Origin of the sequence: Erythrobacter epiphyticus (assembly GCF_034653295.1) — a bacterium.
Lineage (GTDB): Bacteria > Pseudomonadota > Alphaproteobacteria > Sphingomonadales > Sphingomonadaceae > Erythrobacter.
Genome location: NZ_JAYEEU010000001.1, coordinates 1 through 22,493, shown reverse-complemented (window position 1 = coordinate 22,493; position 22,493 = coordinate 1). Strand labels below are relative to the sequence as shown.

Sequence of the window (22,493 nt, the reverse complement as noted above, 5' to 3'; positions counted from 1 at the left end):
TTCGAGGAGCAATATGTTGCGCAAGTTGGGTATTATCGGAGGCATGAGCTGGGTTTCGACCGGCTCTTATTATGATCGCATCTGCCGCCTCGTTCAGAAACGCGCTGCCCCGATGGTCAGCCCGCCGCTGCTGATCGAAAGCCTCAACTTTGCCGAATTGTACGCGATCCGTGAGGATGAAGGCTGGAGCCGCGTCGCGAGCGTGTTGATCGACAGCGCCAAGCGGCTCGAAGGGGCGGGGGCGCAAGGCCTCATCATCGGCGCCAATTCGATGCACAAGGTCTATGACGAGGTCGCCGAAAGCGTCGCGATCCCGATCCTGCACATTGCTGATCATGTCGGCATGGCCTTGAAGGCCGCAGGCCACAGCAATGCGGCGCTGATCGGTACCCGCAATGTGATGACCGAAAGCTTCTACCGCCGCCGTCTGGTGGCGCACGGGATCGATCTGCTGCCGCCCAAGACCGAGAATGTCGAACTGCTTGACCGGATCATCTATGACGAATTGATGGTCGGCAAGGTGACCCGCGACGCCGAACGCACCTTGAAGACCATCATCACCGGCAAGGCGCAGGATGGCGCCGAAGCGATCGTGCTCGCCTGCACCGAGCTGGATCTGGTGGTGGATGTCGATGCCAATGTGCTGCCGGTGTTCGAAGGCACCCGCATCCATTGTCAGGCGGCGGTTGACTGGATGTTCGGGGACGCGGCGGCTTGACCGATTCCGCGATCACCCGCGCGCCTTACGCTGCTGATCCGTTCCGGCATGGCGGGCGCGAATTTGCGGTGAGCCGCGACGGGGCCGAACCCGGCGAGCGGCGCGGCCCGCGCAGCGAATTCCAGCGCGACCGCGATCGCATCGTCCATTCGATGAGCTTTCGCCGCCTCAAATCCAAGACGCAGGTGTTCATCGCGCCCGATGGCGATCACTATCGCACGCGGTTGACCCATAGTCTGGAAGTCGCCCAGATCGGACGGGTGCTGGCGCGTGCGCTGGGGCTCGATGAGGATCTGACCGAAGCGCTCTGTCTTGCGCATGATCTCGGCCATCCGCCGTTCGGCCATGCGGGGGAAGATGCGTTGAGCGAGGCGCTCAGCCCGTATGGCGGTTTCTGCCACAACGCCCATGCGCTGCGCACGGTGATGCGGCTCGAAAGCCCCTATCCCGCGCATGATGGCCTTAATCTGACTTGGGATCTGCTCGAAGGCCTCGCCAAGCATAATGGCCCCGTCGCCGAGGCAACCTGGGCGCTGGCGGAACTGGATGCAGCCTTCTCGCTGGCGCTCGATACCTGGCCTTCGCTTGAAGCGCAGATCGCCGCTGTCGCCGATGATATTGCTTACGACAATCACGATATTGATGATGGGCTGCGCGCCGGCTTTCTCGAGCTTGATCAGTTGCTCGCGCTGGATTTTCTTGCGGATCAGTGGCGCGCGGTCGAACGGCGCTTCCCCCACGCGCCGCGCGACCGTCTGATGCGCGAGCTGGTGCGCGATCAGATCGGGCTGATGGTCAATGATGTGCTGGCCCACACCCGGGCGCAGACTTCGGGGATCGGTTCGGTGGCCGAGGTGCGCGGGGCAGGGCGCCAGCTTGCCGGGTTCTCGCCCGCGATGGCGACGCAGGAGCGGGTGCTCAAGGATTTCATGTACCGCGAACTCTACTACCATCCCGAACAGACTGCGGCGGCCGAGCGCGCCCGTGCCGTGGTGGCGCAGCTGTTCGCAGCCTATGCCGATGATGCGCGCCTGATGCCGCCCGAATGGCAAGCGCGTTTGCCTGCAGCCCACCCCGAGCGGGCGCGGGTGATCGCCGATTTCATCGCGGGGATGAGCGATCGCTTCGCCATGCAGTGCTTCGCGCAGATCTTTGGCGAACGTCCGGTGGGGCTGATCAATGTCTGAGGCCGCGCGGATCGCGCTTGTCGGAGCCACCGGGCTGATCGGGCGGCGGGTGATCGAGCTTGCGAGCACCACTAGCGAGGTGCGCCTGATCGGGCTGGCCCGCCGCGAGGTGCCTTTGCCTCGCGGTGCGCGGGTCGAGATGTTTGTCGCTGAACCGGCCAAATGGGGCGAGGTGATGGAGGCCGTCCAACCGCGCGCGCTGATCTGTGCGCTTGGCACGACCTGGAAGAAGGCGGGCAAGGACGAAGCGGCTTTTCGCGCTGTCGATCACGATCTGGTGCTGGCCAGTGCGGCAGCAGCGCTCAAGGCGGGCACGCGGCATCTTGTGGTGGTGAGCGCTGCCGGTGCGGATCGCCACGCCAAAAACCGCTACATGCGCACCAAGGGCGAGGTGGAAGCCGCGCTCTCGCAGATGGCGTTCAAGCGGCTGGATATCCTGCGGGCCGGCCTGCTGCGTGGCCCGCGCCCGGATGATTGGCGGCTGGCGGAACGGCTGGCGCTGGTCGCGGCGCCCTTGATTGATCCTTTGCTGATGGGGTCATGGCGCGGCATGGGTTCGATCGACGCGCGCGATGTGGCCGGTGCCGCGCTGCGGCTGGCCTTGCGCGCGGCACCGGGGCGCTTCATCCATGATAATGATGCGATGCGCCGTGCGGCGCGCGAACTGGCCCGAGGAACGCGGTGATGGACTGGACGCAGCTTTTCAATCTCGTGAACCTCGTGGCACTGATCGCGTGGGGCGCGCTGATCCTGCTGCCGCGCTGGCCTGCGCTGCTCGCCGGGGTGCTCTATTGCGGCATCGCCCTGCTCTGCCTGATCTATGCGGGCGGGCTGATCGGATTGATGAGCGGGATGCTGCCCGCAGGTGGGCCAAGCGGCGGCGCGGATTTCACAACCATCGCGGGCGTGCGCGCGATCTTCAGCAATGATGCAGGCGTTGCGATCGGCTGGACGCATTATCTCGCCTTTGATCTGTTTGTCGGCCTGTGGATCGCCCGCGATGGCGATGCCAAGCGCATTTCGCGCTTGCTCCAGGCACCGATCCTGCTCGCCACTTTCGTGGCGGGCCCGCTCGGCCTGCTGGTGTGGCTGATCATCCGCGAACCGGCTGCGCGCAAGCAGGGTCGCTTTAGCTAATTCACTGCTGGATTCCGGGGCGTGCTTTGCCCTACCTAGCGTAAACAACGCTTTGGGGAGAGAGCAGCGCCATGGCACGCAAGGCCTATCACAGCCACGAACACTTCGACGACATCCTCCATTTCTGGGCGGCTGAACGGCCTGACGGGATTGCTTTCGAGCAGGATGACGACCGCATCACCTATCGCGAGACCGATCATCTGACCCGCCAGCTGATCGCGTGGCTCAAGGCACGCGGTATCGCCAAGGGTGATCGCATCGCGTGGCTCGGCAAGAATGAGGTGATGTATTTCCTCGCCTATCTCGCAGCGGCGCGGATGGGCGCGGTGATGGTGCCGATTGGCTGGCGGCTGGCAGCGCCGGAGATTGCCTTCATCCTCACCGATACCGGCGCCAAGCTGGTGATCGCCGGACATGATTTTGTCGACCTTGTGCGCCAGGTCGCGGAGCAGGTTCCCGCGCAGCCGCAGGTGGTGGCCGGTGCCACAGCCCGCGCCGAGGCCGCAGCGCTCGATCCGGTGCCTTACACCCCGCCAACGCGCGATGAGCCGGTGTTGCAACTCTACACCTCGGGCACCACCGGCAATCCCAAAGGCGCGATGCTGTCCAACCGTAATCTGCTGGGCACGCGCAATAATGGCATTGCCGCGGGCTTGCCGTGGAATTTCTACGAGCCAGACGATTGCATCCTGATCTGCATGCCATGTGCGCATATTGGCGGAACGGGCCTAATGAATATCGGGGTCGCCAATGGCGTGCGCAATCTGGTGCAGGCCGAATTCACCCCCACAGGCGTGCTGGCGGCGATTGAGAGCGGCGCGACGCATCTCTTCATCGTGCCCGCCGCGCTGCAAATGGTGGTGCAGCATCCGCAGGCGGCGACCACTGATTTCAGCCATCTCAAATTCCTGATGTATGGGGCGGCGCCGATGCCGCTCGAACTGCTCAAGCAGGCGGTCGCCACCATGCCCAATGCCGGCTTCCTGCAAGCCTATGGCATGACCGAGACGAGCGGGACGATCTCGGCGCTGCTGCCCGAAGATCACACGCTTGAAGGCAACCAGCGCATGCGTTCGGCAGGCAAGGCGCTGCCGGGCGTGCAGATCGAAGTGCGCGGGCCGGATAATGTCGAAGTGCCGCGCGGTACGATTGGCGAAGTGTGCATCCTCTCGCCCACCAACACCGCCGGCTATTGGCAATTGCCCGAAGCGACCGCCAAGACGATTGATCCCGATGGCTGGCTCCACACCGGGGATGCCGGGATCATGGATGATGATGGCTACATCTACATTCAGGACCGTATCAAGGACATGATCATTTCCGGCGGCGAGAATGTCTATCCGGCCGAAGTCGAGAACGCGATTTTCGGCCACCCGGCGGTGGCGGAAGTCGCGGTGATCGGCGTGCCGAGCGCCACCTGGGGTGAAGAGGTCAAAGCCTGTGTCGTGCCCAAGCCCGGCGCGACGATTGACGAGGCCGACATCATTGCCTGGGCGCGGTCACGGATCGCTGCCTTCAAGGCACCCAAGAGTGTTGATGTCATTCCGCTCATGCCGCGCAATGCCAGCGGCAAGATCCTGCGCCGTGAATTGCGCGCGCCCTATTGGGAAGGGCAGGAGCGGCAAGTTTCGTGACGGCGAAGCGTTCCGCCCCCGCAACCGAACGCAACCGTGAGCCCATTGCCGAGGTGCTGACGCGCGAGCTGCCGCCGCAGGGCCGCGTGCTTGAAATCGCCAGTGGCACGGGGGAGCACGCGGTGTTCTTCGCGGAGCGTTTCCCCGCGCTGCACTGGCAGCCGACCGATCCTTCGGATGAGGCGCTGGCCTCGATTGCCGCCTACCGGGCGGAGTATGCCGGGGACAATCTGGCCGCGCCGCTGTTGCTGGATGCCGCGGCGCCCGCAAGTTGGCCGGTCGAAGCTGCTGATGCAATTTTGTGCATCAACATGGTGCACATCAGCCCGTGGTCAGCGACGGAAGGGCTGTTTGCAGGTGCTGCCCAAATTTTAGGCAGCGAAGGCGGGCCGCTGATCCTCTACGGCCCCTATCTTGAAGCGGGCGTCGAAACCGCGCCGTCCAATCTCGAGTTTGATGCCAGCCTCAAGGCACGCGATCCGCGCTGGGGCTTACGGGATGCGGCCGCTGTCGATGCCGTGGCGGCAAGCCATGGCTTTGTCCGCATGGCGCGCTATGGCCTGCCTGCCAACAATATCATGCTGGTGTATCGCCGCTAACGCAGCGGCGGGGACGTCAGCCTCAATCGATAGCGCGTTCGCCCGCGCGGCCAACCGACTTCACGTCTTCGCCCAGGCCCTTCACGGTGTTGCAGGCGGCCGAGGCAAGGCTCAGCGCTGCCAGAGCGGCAACCACGAGGCCGGTGCGGAAATTGCGGTTACGGGTCATGTCGTCAATCCTTTCGGGCGCTGTCTTGGCGATCGGAATATGAACGGTGGTTGAGCCGTGCCAGTTCCCGTTCGCGATAGGCGATAATCAGACCGGCGGCCACGATCAATGGCGCACCAAGCCACAGGCTGGCCGGTGCCGCGCGCTCGAACACGAAAAAGCCGTAGAAACTGGCCCACAGCAGCGCGGTGTAATCCATCAGCAGGATCACGGCGGCTGATCCGAACCGCAGCGACAGGGTAAGCAACACCTGCGCCAAGGCACCGCATAGCGCCATGGCGAGGATGATGCCCCAGGTCGCGAGGTCATGCGGTCCGAGCACAAAGGGCAGGGCCAGCGCCAGCACCGGGGCGGAAAGCGCAGTGAACCAGAACACGATGCTCCACGCGCTTTCGGTGGTGTTGAGATCCTGCACCTGAAAGCTGATCAGCGCGACCATCAGCGGCGCGATCAAGCCGACAATCACGCCTGCGACCGTCACCGCGCCATCGCCACTACCGAGACCCGGCCCCATCACCACCAGCACGCCGGTAAAGCCGATGGCGATCGCGCTCCAGCGGTAGGGTCCGATGGTCTCGCCGAACAGCACCAGCGCGATCAGCACTGCAAAGATCGGCGCGGTGAAGCCCAGAGTGGTGGCCTCGGCGAGCGGGAGCAGCAGCACCGCGCCATAGGTGAACATCATCCCCACCGTGCCGCTGATCGCGCGGCGGCCATGGGCTGCCAGCCGCTTGGTGCGCAGCAGCGCGAGCTTGCCTGTCAGCGCAAGGCCAGCGCCAAGCAGAGCGGCGCTCAGCGCTTGCCGCCAGAAGATCATCTCGACGAGATGCGCGCCGCGCTCGCCCGCGAGTTTGACGAGCATCGCCATGGTCGCCAGCGCCAGCGCGGCGAGCAGACGCAGGCCGAGCGCGAGCAGCGGGCGGGGGCGGGCAATCGAGCCATCCATCACGTGCTCGCTTGAAGCAGGTGCAGGGATTGCGCAAGCGCACTCAGCCCCCATATGCGCCGCACAATGAGCGATCCGCTATCCCAATTCGCGCTGTTGAGCGAGGCTGGCCAACTGGCAGTGGTGGGCGCGGGTCTGTGGGTGCTGGCGGGGGTATGCGGCGTGATGGATTACCGCCGGGGCAAGCGCCGCGATGTCGCCCGGCTTGAACAGGTTGGCTGGGTGCCGTGGCTGACCCTGTTCATGCTCCTTGCAATCATCGGCGGCGGCCTGTTGGCGTTGAGCCTGCCCGCCGTGATCGGAAGCCTCTGACTTTCGCACGCCCGCCGGCCGCTCAGACCGGATCGCCTGCCTCTTAGAGGCAGGCCTCAAGATAAGCCTGATCAAAGCCGAATTGGCGCGCCTTTTCGAGCGTGTAGGGGCGCAGGCCTGATGAGCGGAATTCCCCGATGATCTTGCCGTCATCGGTTTCGTCGAGATACTCGAACTTGAACAGCTCCTGCGTCACGATCACATCGCCTTCCATCCCGATCACTTCGGTGATGTTGGTGGTGCGGCGCGACCCATCGCGCAGACGCTTCACCTGCACGATCATGTCGACCGATTCGGCAATCTGGCGGCTGATGGCTTCCTTGGGGATCTTGATGTCGCCCATCAGGATCATGTTTTCCATACGGCCAAGGCATTCGCGCGGGCTGTTGGCGTGCAGCGTGCACATCGAGCCATCGTGACCAGTGTTCATGGCGGCGAGCAAATCAAAGCACTCGGCGCCGCGGATTTCGCCCAGGATGATGCGGTCCGGGCGCATACGCAGGGCGTTCTTGACGAGGTCGCCGATGGTGATCGCACCTTGACCTTCGAGGTTCGGCGGGCGGGTTTCGAGCGGCAGCCAGTGCGGCTGCTGCAAGCGCAATTCCGCTGCGTCTTCGATGGTCAGCACGCGTTCGCCCGGGTCGATCATCTTCGACAGGGCGTTGAGCATCGTCGTCTTACCCGAACCCGTACCGCCCGAGATCACGATGTTCATACGGCAGGCGCCCGCGATCTTGAGGCAGGTCGCCATCTTCTCGCTCATCGAACCGAAGTCCTTGAGCATGTCGATGGTGATCGGCTTTTCGGAGAATTTACGAATCGAGATCGCGGTACCGCGCAAGGACAGTGGCGGCACGATCACGTTCACACGCGAGCCGTCCTTGAGGCGGGCGTCGGCGAGCGGGGTGGTCTGGTCAACACGGCGGCCGACCTGGTTCACGATGCGCTGCGCGATCTGGAACAGGTGCTGTTCGTCACGGAAGCGGATGGGGGCGAGTTGCAGCTTGCCCTTCTTTTCGATGTAGGTCTGATCCGGCCCGTTGACCATGATGTCCGAAACGTCCGGGTCGCCGAGCAATTCTTCCAGCGGGCCGAAGCCGAGCAGTTCATCGATCAGCACCTTCTCCAGCGCGAACTGCTCGCGCCGGTTGAGCGTGACCTTGAGTTCGGCCAGCACTTCCATGATGATCGGGCGGAATTCCTCGGAAAGTTCCTCCTTCGACAGCGTCGCTGCCGCTTCCGGATCGACCCGTTCGAGCAGGCGTGGGAGCACCTGTTCCTTGATCTTGTGAACACTGGCTTCAAAGCCGCCGACTTCGGAGATGCTTTCGTTGATCGCGGCCGCGCGCTCGGCAAGACGATCCAGCGCGTCGGCGGTCGAACCCCCGCGCGACGGGGTTGGGGCCGATGCTTGCGGTGCCGGAGCGTCGCCGGGCAGCGGGGGGAATTGATCGCCGCCCATCGCCGGTTCTGCCGGGCGGCCTGCCCCTTTCATCGGGCGAGCAACCCCGAAAGCAGGGCGGGCGCCCGCCTTCATCGTGCCCACATTACCTTTTTTGCCGAACGCGCTCATCGATAGCCCCCAAAAGGCATGAAAAGTCTGCCGTGCACCCTGTCTGCTACAAACGAAGGATGCCTCACGAGAAAGAGTGAATGGCGGATAAACCTTATTTTTTTGCTAAGGCGAGCCCGGCTTGGTGCAATCTGCCCCGCGATTGGCCTTGCGCTGGACATCCGGCTGGCGGAAAGGCGCCGCCGGTACCATCGGCAGACACCTGTTCGATAGCGGTCGCATGGCGCAAGCGGCTGTTTCATGCTGTCGCGGGCTTTGCCAGCGGTGCGACAGGGTCTTGCGGTCGCGGGCGGGCCCTGTAGCGGTGGCACACGAATAAAGGCGCGAACGAATCACGCCGCAGGGAATGGCAGCTTATGTGCGGAATTATCGGGATTGTCGGGTCGGCAGGCGGAGAGACAGTAGCTGAACGGCTGGTCGATGGCCTGCGGCGCATGGAATATCGCGGCTATGACAGCGCCGGGATCTGCACCTTGCACAATGGTGCGCTGGTGCGCCGCCGTGCCGAAGGCAAGCTCGCCAATCTGGCCGCAGTGCTGGTGGGCGACCCGGCGCCAGGATTTGTCGGCATTGCCCATACCCGCTGGGCAACCCACGGCGCACCGACGGCTGCCAATGCCCACCCCCATGCCACGGGCGAGGTGGCGATCGTCCACAATGGCATCATCGAGAATTTCAAGGAATTGCGCACCGAACTCGCCGCCAAGGGCCGGGTGTTCGAAAGCGAAACCGATAGTGAAGTGGTTGCGCACCTGATCTCTGTCGAGGTTGAAGCCGGAGCCGATCCGGTCGACGCGGTCCGGGCCGTCCTGCCGCGCCTGCGCGGCGCCTTTGCGCTGGCGATTGCCTTCCGTGCGCATCCCGATCTGTTGATCGGCGCGCGGCTCGGTTCGCCGCTGGTGCTGGGCTATGGCGAGCAGGAGATGTATCTCGGCTCCGACGCGCTGGCGCTCGCCCCGCTGACCCAGCGGATCAGCTATCTTGAAGAAGGTGACTGGGTGGTGGTGCGGCGCGACAGCGCCCAGATCTATGAGGGCACCGGCGCGCCGGTAACCCGCGAGATCCGCGCTTCGGGCGCCTCGGCGGCGGCGGTGGAGAAGGGCAATTATCGCCACTTCATGCAGAAGGAGATCTACGAGCAGCCCACCGTCGTGGCGCAGACGCTCTCTTCCTATCTGCGCCGTTCGGATAATGCGGTGGCCTTGCCGCAGTTCGACTTCGATCTGTCTGCCGTGCCCCGGCTTACCATCGTTGCCTGCGGCACCTCGTTCTATGCCGGGATGGTCGCGAAATACTGGTTCGAACAATTCGCCCGCGTGCCCGTCGACATCGATGTGGCGAGCGAGTTCCGCTACCGCGATCCGGTGCTTGAAGATGGCGGGCTGGCGCTGTTCATCTCACAAAGCGGCGAGACAGCCGATACGCTGGCCGCGCTGCGCCACTGCAAGGCGGCAGGGCAGACCATCGCGGTGGTCGTTAACGTGCCGACCAGCACCATGGCGCGCGAAGCTGATCTGTTGCTCCCGACGCACGCGGGGCCGGAGATCGGCGTGGCTTCGACCAAAGCCTTCACCTGCCAGCTGGCCGTGCTTGCCGCGCTCGCCGCGCATATGGCGGTGAAGAAAGGCCGGCTGGGTCGCGAAGAGGAGGCTGAAATCGTGCCTCACCTGCTTGAAGCGCCCGCCGCGCTCAACGCCGCGCTGGCGCATGATGATGATATCGCCGCCATGGCGCACCTGATCGCCCCGGCGCGCGACGTGCTTTATCTCGGGCGCGGGCAGGATTATCCGCTGGCGCTCGAAGGCGCGCTCAAGCTCAAGGAAATCAGCTATATCCACGCGGAAGGCTATGCCGCGGGCGAAATGAAGCACGGGCCGATTGCGCTGATCGATGATGCCGTGCCGGTGGTGGTGATCGCGCCTTCGGGCCCGCTGTTCGAGAAGACCGTCTCCAACATGGAAGAGGTGCGCGCGCGCGGCGGGCAGGTGGTCCTGATCTCGGACGCGGCGGGGATCGCGGCCGCAGGCGATGGCTGCATTGCGACCATCGAAATGCCGGTGGTGCACCCGCTGATTGCCCCGCTGGTCTATGCGGTCCCGGTGCAATTGCTGGCCTATCACGTGGCGCTGGTGAAAGGCACGGATGTCGATCAGCCGCGCAATCTGGCGAAGTCCGTGACGGTCGAATAGCGCGCGCGATATCGGCTTATTTCGTCAGGATTGGTTGGCCATCCTTTACTCTGCCCTAACTTTTGGCAGGTAAAAGCGCGCTGTGCGCAAGACCTCTTCCCACACTGATACCGCCGCGTCGACGGATCTTTCTGTTGCAGCCGTGCTGGGTCTCGACAGCAAGGCGGGGGCGGATTGGAGCCGCCTGCGCGGGTTGCAACACAGTGGTCTTGCCCAGCTCAGCTTCCAGCGCGTCTATGCCAATGCCCTGCTGACCTTTCTGATGGTCTACATCCTCGGCCCCCAGATGAGCCCGCTGGCGATCCTGCTGTGGCTTGCCGTTCAGGGCGCTGCGCAATTCAACGGGCGGCGGGTGGATCTGGCGCTGGCTGATGTTGCCAGCCGCGGCATGACCCGCGAAGAACTTCGCCGCCAGATGCAAAGCTCCGTGCTGACTGCGGTGGTCTGGCTGATCCCGCTTTATGCTTTTGCTTCGTCTGCTCAGACCGAGCAAATGCTGGCGCTGCTCGCGATCTACGCCTTGCTGATGGCTGGATCGGTCTATCTCTACGCGACCGTGCCGGTTAGCATCATCGTCTTCATCAGCGTGATCGGCGCGGGCAATGTGATCTATCTGCTGGCGAGCGGGATGTGGGATGCAGCGTTGGGCATGATCCTGTTCACGCTGGCAGGGCTTGTCGGCACGATCGAGGTGGGCCGGGTCTATCTCAAGGCGCGGCTGGCCGAAGCCGCCGGGGCCGAGAAGGAAGCAGTGGTCTCGATGCTGCTGCGCGAATTCGAGGAAAACGAAGCGGACTGGCTGTGGGAACTCGATACCGCGCGGCGCGTGCGCTCGGTCAGCCCGCGGTTTGCCTTTGCCCTCGGGCGTAGCCAAAGCCAGGCCGAAGGCATGCCGCTTCTGGAATTGATCGCCGGCCCCGGTTGGGAAGGCGGCCGTTATGGTGCAGGCCTGCGCGATCTGGCCGAGCGGCTGCGCGCGCGGGAGCATTTTTCCAACCTGCTGGTGCATGTCTCGATCCTTGGCGAAGAACGGTGGTGGGAGCTTTCGGGCACGCCGATGCATGGCGAGGATGGCCGGTTCGCGGGGTTCCGCGGAGTAGGTTCAGACGTCACCGAGCAGCGCAAATCATCCGAAAAGATTGCCTATCTCGCGCGCTATGACACGCTGACGCAGCTGCCCAATCGCTTGCAGCTTACCGAGGCGCTTGGCGATGCGCTGCGCCATGCCAGCCAGTGGCGTGGCAAGTGTGCGCTGCTGATGGTTGATCTTGATCGCTTCAAATCGGTCAATGATTCGCTCGGTCACCTCACCGGCGACAAGCTGCTGGCACAGGTTTCGGGGCGGTTGCAGGCCTTGATGGGCAAGGAGCACATTTGCGGGCGGCTGGGCGGTGATGAATTCGCCATCGTCATGCGCAATGTCACCCTTCACAGCGAAGTGCGCGATCTGGCCCAGCGCGTGATCGAGCATCTGTCGGAACCCTATCAGGTCGATCAGCACACGCTTTATGTGGGCGCGAGTGTCGGCTCGGCCTTGGGCCCGCGCGACGGCGCGACGGTCGAGGAATTGATGCGCAATGCCGATCTTGCGCTCTATCAGGCCAAGGATGCCGGGGGCGGTGAACAATGCGCTTTTGAGCCATTGCTGCATGCCTCGGCCGAGGAACGCCGCCAGCTTGAAGTATCGCTACGCAAGGCGCTTGGCCGCGATGAACTGATGCTCAATTATCAGCCTGTGGTCGATGCGCGCAGTCAGGCAGTCGTCAGCTTCGAGGCGCTGGTGCGCTGGAACAGCGCCGATCACGGCTTTGTCAGCCCGGGCAAGTTCATCCCGCTGGCCGAAGATACCCGCCTGATCGTGCCGATCGGCCAGTGGGTGCTGCGCAAGGCCTGTGAAGAGGCCCGCAATTGGCCCGATCACGTGAAGGTCAATGTCAACGTCTCGCCCGAGCAACTGCTCGAGCCTGATTTTCACAGCCATGTCGTCGAAGTGCTGGCAGCCACCGGGCTGCGCCCCGAACGGCTTGAGATCGAAGTGACCGAAAGCATTTTCCTGCGCGATGCGAGCGTGGCGCGCAATGCGCTGGAACAGGTGATGGCGCTGGGCTGCTCGGTGGCGCTCGATGACTTTGGCACCGGCTATTCCTCGCTCGGCTACCTGCGCAAGCTGCGCTTCTCGACGATCAAGGTCGATCGCACCTTTGTGCAGGGCGCAGCGCAAGGCAGCGCGGAAAGCCTTGCAATCATCAACGCGGTGGTCGCAATGGCCAAGAGCCTCGACATGACCACCACGGCAGAAGGCGTCGAAACCATCGAGGAAGTGGAGCTGATCCGCAATCTCGGCTGCGACAAGATCCAAGGCTATTACTTCGGCCGCCCGATGAGCAATCTCGATGCCTTGCGGCTGTTCAGCAAGCCCTCGCGGCTGACGGCGTAACCCGGTCAGGCGCTGGCAAGCGCGGTGACCACATTCTCGAACAGCTTGCGGCCATCTGCCCCGCCGAGCGCCGGATCGGCAGCGGGTTCGATCGCGCGTTCGGGGTGCGGCATCATGCCGAGCACCCGGCCATTGGCGCTGAGCACGCCGGCAATATCGCGGGCCGAGCCATTGACGCTTTCGGTGTAGCGGAAGGCAATGCGGTCTTCCGCTTCGAGCGCATCAAGGGTCGCCGCATCAGCGAAGTAATTGCCATCGTGGTGCGCGACCGGAATCCGCAACGCCTCACCCCGGGCAAAGCCCTGCGTGAACAGTGAGCTGGTGTTGACCGCTTCCAGCCCGACCGTGCGGCAGATGAAGCGCTGCCCGGCATTGCGCATCAGCGCGCCCGGCAGCAGACCGGCTTCGGTCAGCACCTGAAATCCGTTGCACACCCCGAGCACCGGCACACCGCGCCCGGCCGCTTCGACCACGGCTCGCATGATCGGGCTCTTGGCCGCCATCGCGCCCGAACGCAGGTAATCGCCATAGGAAAAACCGCCGGGCAGGGCGATGAAATCGAGCCGATCAGGCAGGGCCGCATCGCCGTGCCATATGCGCAAGGCCGGCGCGCCGCTGATCTTCTCCAGCGCCACCGCCATGTCGCGATCACAATTGGAGCCGGGGAAGGTGATGACGCCCGCACGAAACGCCATGGCGCTTACTCCCCGGCTTGTTCGATGGTGAAATTCTCGATCACCGTGTTGGCGAGCAGCTTCTCGCACATCGCGGTGATGGTTGCCTCATCGGTGCCATCGGCCAGATCAAGCTCGATCAGGCGCCCGATGCGGACATCCGCCACGCCATCAAAGCCCAGCCCTTCGAGCGCATGGTGCACCGCGCGGCCCTGCGGATCGAGCACTCCGGGCTTCAGACGAACAAGGATGCGGGTCTTCATGGGCGGATATCCTGTGCTGGCGCCGAAGTCGGCTTGCCAAGCGCCTATAGCCCGATGCGCGCGCCGTGCAATCGCGCAAACTCACTTTGCCCCATCAAGCGTGATCGCGGTCGCCTCGGGCACCACCAGCACTTCGACCGGCACAGCGCTGCCGAGATAGGTCTGCGCGGTCTGTTGCAGGCTTTCCGGCGTGATCGCCCGGATCAGGGCCGGGGCGGCCTGCCAGCGGGTCAGGCGATCGGGTTGGCTCTGCGCGCGGGCCGCAAGGCCAAGCCAGCCGCCGAGATCCTTGAGCGCATTGTCATAGGATTCGAGCAGCGGCCGCGCCGCCCGTTCGAGCATATCGGCATCCACCGGCCGGGCCGCGAGATCGGCAGCCAACGCGCGCATGGCGGCCTGCACGGTGGCGATCTGATCGGCGGCGACGGTCGCGCTCAGAGTGAAAGTGCCGTAGCCGGGATAGATGCGGCTGTTGCTCGATCCGGCGGACGGCGAATAGGTCTGTCCCAATTCTTCGCGCAGCCGTTCAGTCAGCGCGATCTGGGCGACGCGGGCGAGCAGGGTGAGGCGCAGCGTCTCGTCCTGATCGCGGTCATCAGTGGTGGGCCAGATCATTTGCACCAGCGCCTGATCGGCCTCACCGCGGTGGATCACGATGCGCTGCCCGCGCTTGGCGGTGAAGCTGCGCTGCCGGGTTTCAGTACGGGGCAGGAATTCTGCTTCGCGGGTCGGCAGCGCGCCGAGCGTGGTGGCCACCGCCGCAATCGCATCGCGTTCGACGATATCGCCGACCAGTGCAATCTCGATCGCGCCCTGTTCGAGCCGTTCGCCGATATCGCGCTTCAGCCGGGCGAAGTTCAACGCTTCGAAGGCGCGTTGCGATTGCAGCGTGAAGCGGGGATCGCCATCCGACAGGATGCCACCCAGCGCCGACGTCAGCGCCCGTCCCGGTGTGGCATCGCGGGTGGCGAAGAAATTGGCGATGCTGCGCCGGTATTGTTCCTCGCCCTCGCGGCGGTTGCCGGGGTCGGTGATCAAGGCGGCGATCACCCGCAGCTGCAAATCGAGATCGCGCGGCGTGGTGGTGGCCGAGAACGTGAAGGCATCCGGCCCGCTCGACAGCCCTATGCTCACGCTGCGCCCCGCCAGCACGCTGGAAAGTTCATCGCGGCTGTGACGGCCGAGCCCGCCGCTCGCAAGGCTGCTCACCATGCTGGTCGTCAGCGGGTTTTGCCCGGTGTTGAGCAGATCGCCGCCATCAATTGCCACCGCCACCGCCACCCGGTCTTCGCGCAAGGTGGTCTGCTTGAGCGTGAGCCGCACCCCATTGGCAAAGCGGATCAGGCGCAGCCCAAGCGTGGGCTCCACCATATCGCTGACGACCGTGCCCGGCGCACCGAAGAACTGGTAGGCAAAGGGGAGGGTGAACTGGTCGATGGGCGCGGCAATCGGCAATTCCATCGCGGCGGTAAAGGCGCTGCGCAAGGCCGCCTCGCCGCCCTGCGGGGCGCTGCGTCCTTGAAAGCGGATCAGCGGATCATAGAAGATCGAGGCATCATCCAGCATCGCGCGCCACACCGCTTGCGCAGTGATCGCCGGGGTCAGGCGGGTGAATTGTTCGAGCTGCCAGGCGGGGGTGGTGGGCACGCGCGCGTCACTCAAGGCAGCGAGGGCCGCGGCGACAAAGGCGCTGTGGCTGCGGGTTTCGGCGGCCTTGGCTGCATTGTCGAGCGCGCTGCGCCAATTGGCGATCTGCTCTTCGACCTCGGCCGGGGAAAAGCCGTAGGTCATCGCCTCATTCACCGTGCGCACGGCGGCCAGCATGCCCTTTTCCCACTGCCCGTCTTCGCTGCTGATCGAAAGGCTCGTTAGACGGGCATCGCGGAACAGATCGCTGGTGCCGAAGGCCGCGCCGCGAAAGGGCGCATTCTCGCCGCGCGCCAGCCGGCTGAGGCGGCGGTTGACGATGGCATAACCGATCCGGCGCAGGGTTTCGATATCGCGCTGGGCGAGGCTGTCGGGTCGCTCACGCCAAGGGGTCAATTGGGTGATGGTGACGCTTTCGGACAGCGCCGGATCAAGATGGATCGCGGTTTCGCCGCGCCGCGCGGTATCGACGGGGCCGGCGCTCATCGCGGCAGGCGCGCTTGGCCCCTGCCAATCGGCAAAGCGGGTGCAGATCGCTGCTTCCATCAACTCGACCGGGTAATCCCCGACAATGATCAGCGTGGTATTCGCCGGCACATAGGTGCGTTCATACAGCGCGCGCAGATCGGCTGCGGTGGCCTGCTCGATCACCTGTGTGACTCCGATCGGCAAGCGCTCACCATAACGTGCGCCCGGCGCGATGAAGCCGATATTGGCTTCAAGCGCGCGCTGGGCATAGCCGGAGCGGTCGCGCAGCTCGGCAAGGATCACGCCGCGTTCCCGTGCAACCGCGTCTTCGCTGAGGGTAAGTTCGCTGGCGGTTTCGCGCATCAGCATCAGCGCGGTGTCGAGCAGTGCGGGCGTGTTGCGCGGCAGGTTGAGCATGTAGGTGATCGCCTCGAACCCGGTCGAGGCATTGGTGTCCGCGCCAAAGGCCAGCCCCTCGCGTTCGAGCAGCTTGATCATTTCGCCTTCGGGGATGCCGCGCGATCCGTTGAAGGCCATGTGTTCAAGGAAATGGGCAAGGCCGCGTTCGTGCTCGCGCTCTTCCAGCGAGCCGGATGCGATGCGCATCCGCACCAGCGCGGTGCCTTCGGGCGTACTGTTTCGCCGCAGAATGTAGCGCAAGCCATTGGGCAATTCGCCGAAGACGAAGCCGGGATCGCGTGTGATGTCTTCGCCGCTGACCGGCCAGACCGGCGCGCGGGTTGCCTGCGCAGCGAGCGGGACCGGGCCAACCACCGCAAAGGCGGTAAGGCCGAGCCCAAAAGCGAGAAGAAAGGTAGCGAAGCGGCGGAGCATCAGCCGCAGATCGGAATGTCAGGCTTGCACATCGCTGAACAGCCTAGAGCCGCCACCGCCAATGTCAGCCGGAAATTCGCCGATGCGAGGGCGCCGGCGCGATAAGCTGATTATTTCTTGGGCGGAGCGCCGCGCAGCCGTGAGCGGTGATGCGACATGTCAAACACCTCGCCCGGGCCATTATCCTCGCCATTGAGAAGCCCGAGACGGCGCGCGACTTCGCGATAGGCTTCTTCCTCGCCGCCAAGATCGCGGCGGAAGCGATCCTTGTCGAGCTTTTCTCCGGTGTGCATGTCCCACAAACGGCAGCCATCGGGGCTGATCTCGTCGGCGAGAATGACGCGGCTGTAATCGCCATCATAAATGCGCCCGAATTCGAGCTTGAAATCAATCAGGCGAATATCGATCGCGGCAAACATCCCGCACATGAAATCATTGATGCGGATCGCCATCGAGGAAATGTCCTGCATTTCATCCTGGCTCGCCCAGTTGAAGCAGGCGATGTGTTCTTCAGCGATCAGCGGATCGCCCAGCGCATCATCCTTGTAGTAATATTCAATGAGGGTGTGCGGCAGCGGTTCGCCTTCTTCGATGCCGAGGCGCTTGGAAAGCGAACCGGCGGCGACATTGCGCACCACCACCTCGAGCGGGATGATGTCGACCTGGCGCACCAGCTGTTCGCGCATGTTGAGGCGGCGGATGAAGTGCGTCGGGATGCCGATATGCGCGAGGCGCGTGAAGACGTGCTCGCTGATGCGGTTGTTGATCACGCCCTTGCCGCTGATCGTGCCCTTCTTCTGGGCATTGAACGCGGTCGCATCATCCTTGAAATACTGGATCAGCGTCCCAGGCTCGGGACCTTCGTAAAGGATCTTAGCCTTGCCTTCATAGATCTTGGTGCGGCGGGACATGGGCAACTTTCCCCTTCAGCGAATGGTGCCCGAGGGCGGATTTGAACCACCGACACGCGGATTTTCAATCCGCTGCTCTACCCCTGAGCTACTCGGGCATTCGCTGCGAGCGACGGAAGAAGGCCGATTGGCCGCCCCCGGCGAGCAAATGAGAGCGCGCCTATGGCGAAGGCCGCAGCGCTTGGCAAGGGGATTCTATGCCTTTTTGTCCCAATCGCTGTGGGCGATTTCTTCGGGGTCAGCAGGCGGGCCGGGGACGGCATAGGAATCCGAGAACCAGCGCGCCAGATCGCGGTCGCGGCAACGGCTGGAGCAGAACGGCGCATGATCAGGATGCCGCGGTTTGCGGCAAATCGGGCAGGATTTGGTGGCAGACATGTTCATGCGCTGATGATCTGGGCACTGGTGGTTTCGAGCGCAAGGGCCGGATTGGTCTCCAGCCGGACCTCGCGGCCCGTGCGGCGGGCGAGTTCGTCAAGCCATTCCGCGCGCAGCTTGGGCTTGAGAGCGGGATGCACGGTCAGCAGCAGGATGCGCCCGGTGCCCTGCGCCCCTTCGGCCTGCCGCAGCGCAAGGCGCGCGCATAGTCCCACCCGCGCTGTGGCAAAGCGGTGGAGCAAGCTTGGCCCATCGAGCCGCGCCACCAATTGGACAAGGCCAAACCCGTTCATGGCGGTGCGTTCATGCGGCCAGTCAGCAAGCGCCGCCTCCAACGCGGTATCGACCGCGCGGCGATCGGCCTTGGCGGGAAGCGTCGGAAAGTCGATCGCGATATTGCCGCCGAGATCGAACCAGCGCAGCGCCTGTGCGATGGCAGGAATTGCCGCCAGCGCAGCCGCGCGCGGCGGTGCGGCCCCATCAATATCGATCACCGTCATGGCAGGCGTGGCGCTGAACAGGATCTCGCCGCCGTCAAAACCGATGCTGGCCGCCGAGGCGGCGTGCCATAGATCTTCCCACAAGCCTTGCGGGAAGCGGGGCACGATGCGGCCCTGTGCCGTGGCAGGCGCAGCTTCCGATCCGATCCGCGCTTGCGCAAGCTTGTAGCGCCCGCGTTCGGCCAGCGCGGCGCGGGTGATGACCAGATCAAGCTGTGCGCCTTCGGTGACTTCGGGCGGCAGGTGATCGACCAGCACTTCGCGTCCGGCGAAAGCGGGGGTCTCGATCCGCGCCAGACCGCGCCTTGCGCCCTTCGCTTTGCTGACAAGCTGCGCGGTGACCACGGTGCCCGCGGTGAGTTCACCCGGCCAGACCAATCGGGCAGCCAGCGCCTTATCGCCCTCGACCAGCAGCCAGCGGGTCTCGCCGATGCCCTGCTCGATGAGCCATTCAGCCAATCGCAAACCCCGCCAATTTGAGCAGTGCGCGGGTTTCATAGAGCGGGAGCCCCATGATCGCCGAGTGGCTGCCTCTGATCCACTGGATCAGGCCTTCGGCTGCGCCCTGAATGGCATAGCCGCCAGCCTTGCCGTGCCATTCGCCGCTCGCCAGATAGGCGCGGATCTCGTCCGGCGAGAGCACCTTGAAGCGCACGATGTTTTCGGAAAGGCGGGTCTTGATCGATCCATCGGGCGCGCGCAGCGCCACGCTGGAGAGCACCTGATGCCGCCGGCCCGACAGAAGTTCGAGGCAGGCGCGGGCTTCATCCTCGTGTTCGGTCTTGGGCAGGATGCGCCGTCCGGCGGCGACCACGGTGTCGCCGGCCAGCACATGGCCGGTTGCGGTAACCACGCGTGCTTTTTCCAGCCCCATCCGCACACAATAGGCGCGGGGCAATTCTCCTCTTAGCGGAGTTTCATCAATATCAGCCGGAGAGACGGCATCAGGGGCGATCCCCAGCCGCGCGAGCAGATCTCGGCGCCGCGGGGATGCCGAGGCCAGCGTCAGATGCACGGAGCCTATTGCGGGCCGGGGCCGCCACGGCCCGGCATGAAGCGGTAGGTGATGCGCGCCTTGGTGAGATCATACGGCGTCAGTTCGCACAGCACTTCATCGCCCACCAACACGCGGATGCGGTTCTTGCGCATCTTGCCCGCAGTGTGGCCAAGCACTTCATGGCCGTTTTCAAGCTCTACCCGGAACATCGCATTGGGCAGCAGTTCCACCACGCGCCCGCGCATTTCGAGGAGTTCTTCTTTGGCCATGTAATCCCTTTGATGATGGTGCGGTGCAATAACCGTCTGTCGATAGCTGCGCGCCGTTTAGCGATGGTGAGAACAAAAGGGAAGACTTGTGCGTTAGGGGCGCGAGCCCAAAAAGCGAACCCTGGCTTCATTCAGCCAAGAGAAAAGTCGCTAACCTCAGGAAAAGTGCATGTCGGCAGGTGGTTGTCCTGTCTGGCACGCCCAGAACAGTAATGAAGGCCTCTCGATGAACTGCTCATTTTCTTCCCGCACCCTGCTGCGTGCGGGCGTCTGCCTTGCCAGCCTGGCCGCCCTTTCCGGTGTGGCAGGGGCGGCAGCACCGGACGCGCCCGACGGGATGAACGACGCGGCTAGCACCCAATCCGCCCAGCGCAGCGACCCGCCGTCACCGGCCGAGGAAGAGCAGCTTGATCAACCCGCGCCACGCGGCACGGGCGAGATCGTCGTCAGTGGCCGCCGCGTGCGCGGCCAGCTGGTGGTGGATCAAGCGCCGCTGCTTTCGCTCGACGAACAGGCGATTGCGGGCGAGGGGGTGACCTCGATTGCAGATCTCATTGCCCAGATCTCGTCGCAAACCGGCTCGGCCCGTGGCCGTGGGGGCGGCGGGCAGCCGATCGTGCTGGTGAATGGCATCCGCATCGCCTCCTTCCGCGAATTTGCCGCCTATCCGCCCGAAGCGCTCGCCAAGGTGGAAGTCTTCCCCGAGGAAGTCGCGCTGCGCTTTGGCTTTCCGCCTGATCGCCGGGTGATCAACCTGGTGCTCAAGGACAATTACTCGAACCGTCAGGTCGAGCTCGAAGCGGGTACGCCATCGCGCGGCGGCTTGGTGACGAGCGAACAGGAAATCGGCTATCTCAAGATTGCCGACGGCGGGCGCTTCAATCTCAATTTTGAAGTCAACGATTCGACCATGCTCACCGAGAATGAGCGGAATATCATCCAGACCCCGGGTTCGGTCTCGCAAGTCGTCGGCGATCCCGAACAAGCACCGTTCCGCAGCCTTGTGGCCGATACGCTTGATATCACCGCCAATGCGAGCTGGGCCAAGGCCTTTACCAACAGCGGCACCTCGCTGAGCGCCAACATCAATTATGCCCGCAACCAGCGGCGTGATCAGGACGGCCTCAATGTCGTCACGCTCACCGATCCGGCTGGCAACAGCCTCGTGCGCACCTTCGGCGAAGCCACCCCGCTAGAACGCAACACGTCGGTCGATACGGTCTCGGCAGCCGCTTCGCTGACCAAGCCGATCAATGGCTTCCGGCTGACCAGCACGGTTGACGCCTCGTTCAGCGAAAGCGAAACCGCGATCGATCAGCGCTTTGACGCCAGCGGTTTTGTCGCCGATGCCGCAGCGGGCCGTCTGCCGATCAATGCGGTGCTGCTGCGTTCGCTTGATGCAGGCGTGAACCTCGCCAACAGCCGCACGATCAACGCCGAAAGCCGCCACACGCTTGATGGCCCCCTGGCTGAACTGCCCGGCGGCGAGCTGCTCGCCACCTTCACCGCCGCGCTCGACTGGCGCCGGATCGAGAGCAGCGACAGCCTCAGCGCGCAGAATATCGAGCTGACCCGCCGCCGCGCCGCCACCAGCGCCAACCTTGTCGTGCCGATCACCAGCACGCGTACCGGCTTTGGCGATGCCATCGGCAATCTCACGCTCAACATGCAGGCAGGGCTTGAGGACCTTTCAGACTTCGGTCTGCTGGGCGATTGGAATGCCGGACTGACCTGGGCACCGCTCGATAAGCTCGATCTGTCGGCAACTTATATCTACCGCGAAGTCGCCCCCGGTCTGCCGCAGCTCGGCAATCCGATCATCACCAATTTCAACGTGCCGGTGTTCGACTTCGTCAATGGCGAAGCCGTGCTGGCGACGGTGATCACCGGAGGCAATCCTGCGCTGCTGGCGGAAACCCAACGGGACTGGAAATTTGCAGCCAACTGGGAATTGCCGGGGATCAAGGACACGCGCCTGACGGTGGAATATATCCGCAACCGTTCGGATAATGTGGTCTCGCCCTTCCCGCAGATCACGCAGGCGATCGAAGCCGCGTTTCCCGGGCGGGTGCAACGCGATGCCAGCGGGCGACTGATCCAGATTGATCAGCGCGCGGTGAGCTTTGCCGAAACCAAGTCGGATCGCCTCCAATTCACGCTGTCGACTCGTGGCAGCTTTGGCGCGCCCAAGCAGACCGGCGGCGAGGCGGAAGGCCGCGGGGCGGGTGGCCCGCCGCCGGGCGCGGGCGGGGCTGGTGGCCCCCCTGCGGGTGCCGGTACTCCTGCTGCGGGCGCACGGTTCGGGGCCGGCGGGCCGCCGACCCCGGAACAGCGCCAGCAGTTCCTCGCCTTCCGCGAGCGGCTCTGCAAGGATGATGGGCTCGACTTTATCAACGGGCTGGTCGACGGGATCGAGAAGGGCGAGGATCTTTCGGATCGTCTGCCCGGCTTTGATCCGGCGCGGTTCGAACAATTGCTCAGTCGGGTGCGCAAGCCCGATGGCACCGTGGATCGCGAGCGATTGGCGCAATTCCGCACCCAGATCTGCGCGATTGATCCGGCGCTGCTCAGTGGCCCTCCCGGCGGCGGCGCGCGTGTCGCAGGCGGCGGAGCCGGTGCACCCGGTGGCGGCGCTCCGGCGGGTGGCCCGC

21 protein-coding genes and 1 tRNA gene are annotated in these 22,493 nt (G+C 64.3%); 10 read left to right on the top strand and 12 right to left on the bottom strand.

Annotated elements, in window-relative coordinates:
- The first annotated feature begins 16 nt into the window (after positions 1-16).
- From SOQ14_RS00110 to SOQ14_RS00085, 6 genes are all read left to right on the top strand, one after another.
- Complete coding sequence (locus SOQ14_RS00110; protein WP_322895762.1) at positions 17-718, top strand: aspartate/glutamate racemase family protein; 702 nt, start codon at positions 17-19, stop codon at positions 716-718.
- Positions 719-729: 11 nt separating this feature from the next.
- Positions 730-1,905 (top strand): deoxyguanosinetriphosphate triphosphohydrolase, encoded by a 1,176-nt coding sequence (locus SOQ14_RS00105; protein WP_322895760.1) that lies wholly within the window; start codon positions 730-732, stop codon positions 1,903-1,905.
- Positions 1,898-2,590 carry an NAD(P)H-binding protein gene (locus tag SOQ14_RS00100; RefSeq protein WP_322895604.1) on the top strand — a complete coding sequence of 231 codons (693 nt, stop codon included), beginning with the start codon at positions 1,898-1,900 and terminating at the stop codon, positions 2,588-2,590. The genes SOQ14_RS00105 and SOQ14_RS00100 overlap by 8 nt, the downstream gene beginning before the upstream one ends.
- Positions 2,590-3,042, top strand: coding sequence for an ABA4-like family protein (locus SOQ14_RS00095; protein WP_322895602.1), 453 nt, complete (start codon positions 2,590-2,592; stop codon positions 3,040-3,042). The genes SOQ14_RS00100 and SOQ14_RS00095 overlap by 1 nt, the downstream gene beginning before the upstream one ends.
- A 71-nt stretch (positions 3,043-3,113) precedes the next feature.
- The gene (locus tag SOQ14_RS00090) at positions 3,114-4,676 is read left to right on the top strand and encodes a long-chain-fatty-acid--CoA ligase (RefSeq protein WP_322895600.1); all 1,563 of its coding nucleotides are present in this window, start codon (positions 3,114-3,116) and stop codon (positions 4,674-4,676) included.
- On the top strand, positions 4,673-5,275 hold the full coding sequence (locus SOQ14_RS00085) for a DUF938 domain-containing protein (RefSeq protein ID WP_322895598.1): 603 nt from the start codon (positions 4,673-4,675) through the stop codon (positions 5,273-5,275). The genes SOQ14_RS00090 and SOQ14_RS00085 overlap by 4 nt, the downstream gene beginning before the upstream one ends.
- Positions 5,276-5,297: 22 nt before the next feature.
- On the opposite strand, the gene SOQ14_RS00080 is transcribed toward SOQ14_RS00085, so the two are convergent.
- The gene (locus tag SOQ14_RS00080; protein ID WP_322895596.1) at positions 5,298-5,444 is read right to left on the bottom strand and encodes an Entericidin EcnA/B family protein; all 147 of its coding nucleotides are present in this window, start codon (positions 5,442-5,444) and stop codon (positions 5,298-5,300) included.
- Between the two features lie 4 nt (positions 5,445-5,448).
- The gene (locus SOQ14_RS00075; protein WP_322895594.1) at positions 5,449-6,390 is read right to left on the bottom strand and encodes a DMT family transporter; all 942 of its coding nucleotides are present in this window, start codon (positions 6,388-6,390) and stop codon (positions 5,449-5,451) included.
- A gap of 66 nt (positions 6,391-6,456) precedes the next feature.
- On the opposite strand from SOQ14_RS00075, the gene SOQ14_RS00070 reads away from it, so the two are divergent.
- Complete coding sequence (locus SOQ14_RS00070) at positions 6,457-6,702, top strand: hypothetical protein (RefSeq protein ID WP_322895592.1); 246 nt, start codon at positions 6,457-6,459, stop codon at positions 6,700-6,702.
- Between the two features lie 43 nt (positions 6,703-6,745).
- Here the strand turns inward: SOQ14_RS00070 and SOQ14_RS00065 are convergent, their stop codons facing one another.
- Positions 6,746-8,275, bottom strand: coding sequence for a TadA family conjugal transfer-associated ATPase (locus SOQ14_RS00065; RefSeq protein ID WP_322895590.1), 1,530 nt, complete (start codon positions 8,273-8,275; stop codon positions 6,746-6,748).
- 356 nt (positions 8,276-8,631) lie between these two features.
- Between SOQ14_RS00065 and glmS the strand changes: the two genes are divergently transcribed.
- A complete protein-coding gene (glmS, locus tag SOQ14_RS00060) occupies positions 8,632-10,464 on the top strand; it encodes a glutamine--fructose-6-phosphate transaminase (isomerizing) (RefSeq protein ID WP_322895588.1) in 1,833 nt (610 codons plus the stop codon).
- An 82-nt stretch (positions 10,465-10,546) separates the two neighbouring features.
- The gene (locus SOQ14_RS00055) at positions 10,547-12,901 is read left to right on the top strand and encodes a putative bifunctional diguanylate cyclase/phosphodiesterase (protein ID WP_322895586.1); all 2,355 of its coding nucleotides are present in this window, start codon (positions 10,547-10,549) and stop codon (positions 12,899-12,901) included.
- A gap of 5 nt (positions 12,902-12,906) precedes the next feature.
- On the opposite strand, the gene purQ is transcribed toward SOQ14_RS00055, so the two are convergent.
- The 9 genes from purQ to infA all read right to left on the bottom strand — a co-directional run bounded on the left by purQ (position 12,907) and on the right by infA (position 19,842).
- On the bottom strand, positions 12,907-13,596 hold the full coding sequence (gene purQ / locus SOQ14_RS00050) for a phosphoribosylformylglycinamidine synthase subunit PurQ (RefSeq protein WP_322895584.1): 690 nt from the start codon (positions 13,594-13,596) through the stop codon (positions 12,907-12,909).
- A gap of 5 nt (positions 13,597-13,601) precedes the next feature.
- Positions 13,602-13,838 carry a phosphoribosylformylglycinamidine synthase subunit PurS gene (gene purS, locus SOQ14_RS00045; protein ID WP_322895582.1) on the bottom strand — a complete coding sequence of 79 codons (237 nt, stop codon included), beginning with the start codon at positions 13,836-13,838 and terminating at the stop codon, positions 13,602-13,604.
- Positions 13,839-13,919: 81 nt separating this feature from the next.
- Entirely contained in the window at positions 13,920-16,787 is a 2,868-nt protein-coding gene (locus tag SOQ14_RS00040) for a M16 family metallopeptidase (protein WP_322895580.1), read from the bottom strand.
- 110 nt (positions 16,788-16,897) lie between these two features.
- Positions 16,898-17,698, bottom strand: a complete 801-nt coding sequence (gene purC / locus SOQ14_RS00035) for a phosphoribosylaminoimidazolesuccinocarboxamide synthase (RefSeq protein WP_322895578.1) — start codon at positions 17,696-17,698, stop codon at positions 16,898-16,900.
- Between the two features lie 23 nt (positions 17,699-17,721).
- Positions 17,722-17,796, bottom strand: a tRNA-Phe gene (locus tag SOQ14_RS00030).
- A 97-nt stretch (positions 17,797-17,893) separates the two neighbouring features.
- A complete protein-coding gene (locus tag SOQ14_RS00025) occupies positions 17,894-18,076 on the bottom strand; it encodes a DNA gyrase inhibitor YacG (protein ID WP_416232709.1) in 183 nt (60 codons plus the stop codon).
- A 2-nt stretch (positions 18,077-18,078) separates the two neighbouring features.
- The gene (locus tag SOQ14_RS00020) at positions 18,079-19,035 is read right to left on the bottom strand and encodes a ribonuclease E/G (RefSeq protein WP_322895573.1); all 957 of its coding nucleotides are present in this window, start codon (positions 19,033-19,035) and stop codon (positions 18,079-18,081) included.
- Positions 19,028-19,591 carry a Maf family protein gene (locus tag SOQ14_RS00015; RefSeq protein WP_322895571.1) on the bottom strand — a complete coding sequence of 188 codons (564 nt, stop codon included), beginning with the start codon at positions 19,589-19,591 and terminating at the stop codon, positions 19,028-19,030. Before SOQ14_RS00015 ends, SOQ14_RS00020 begins: the two co-directional genes overlap by 8 nt.
- A 5-nt stretch (positions 19,592-19,596) precedes the next feature.
- Positions 19,597-19,842, bottom strand: coding sequence for a translation initiation factor IF-1 (gene infA / locus SOQ14_RS00010; RefSeq protein WP_007163491.1), 246 nt, complete (start codon positions 19,840-19,842; stop codon positions 19,597-19,599).
- A 226-nt stretch (positions 19,843-20,068) separates the two neighbouring features.
- Here infA and SOQ14_RS00005 point away from each other — a divergent pair.
- Positions 20,069-22,493, top strand: a 2,425-nt coding sequence (locus SOQ14_RS00005) for a TonB-dependent receptor (RefSeq protein ID WP_322895549.1), incomplete at its 3' end; no start/stop codon positions are given.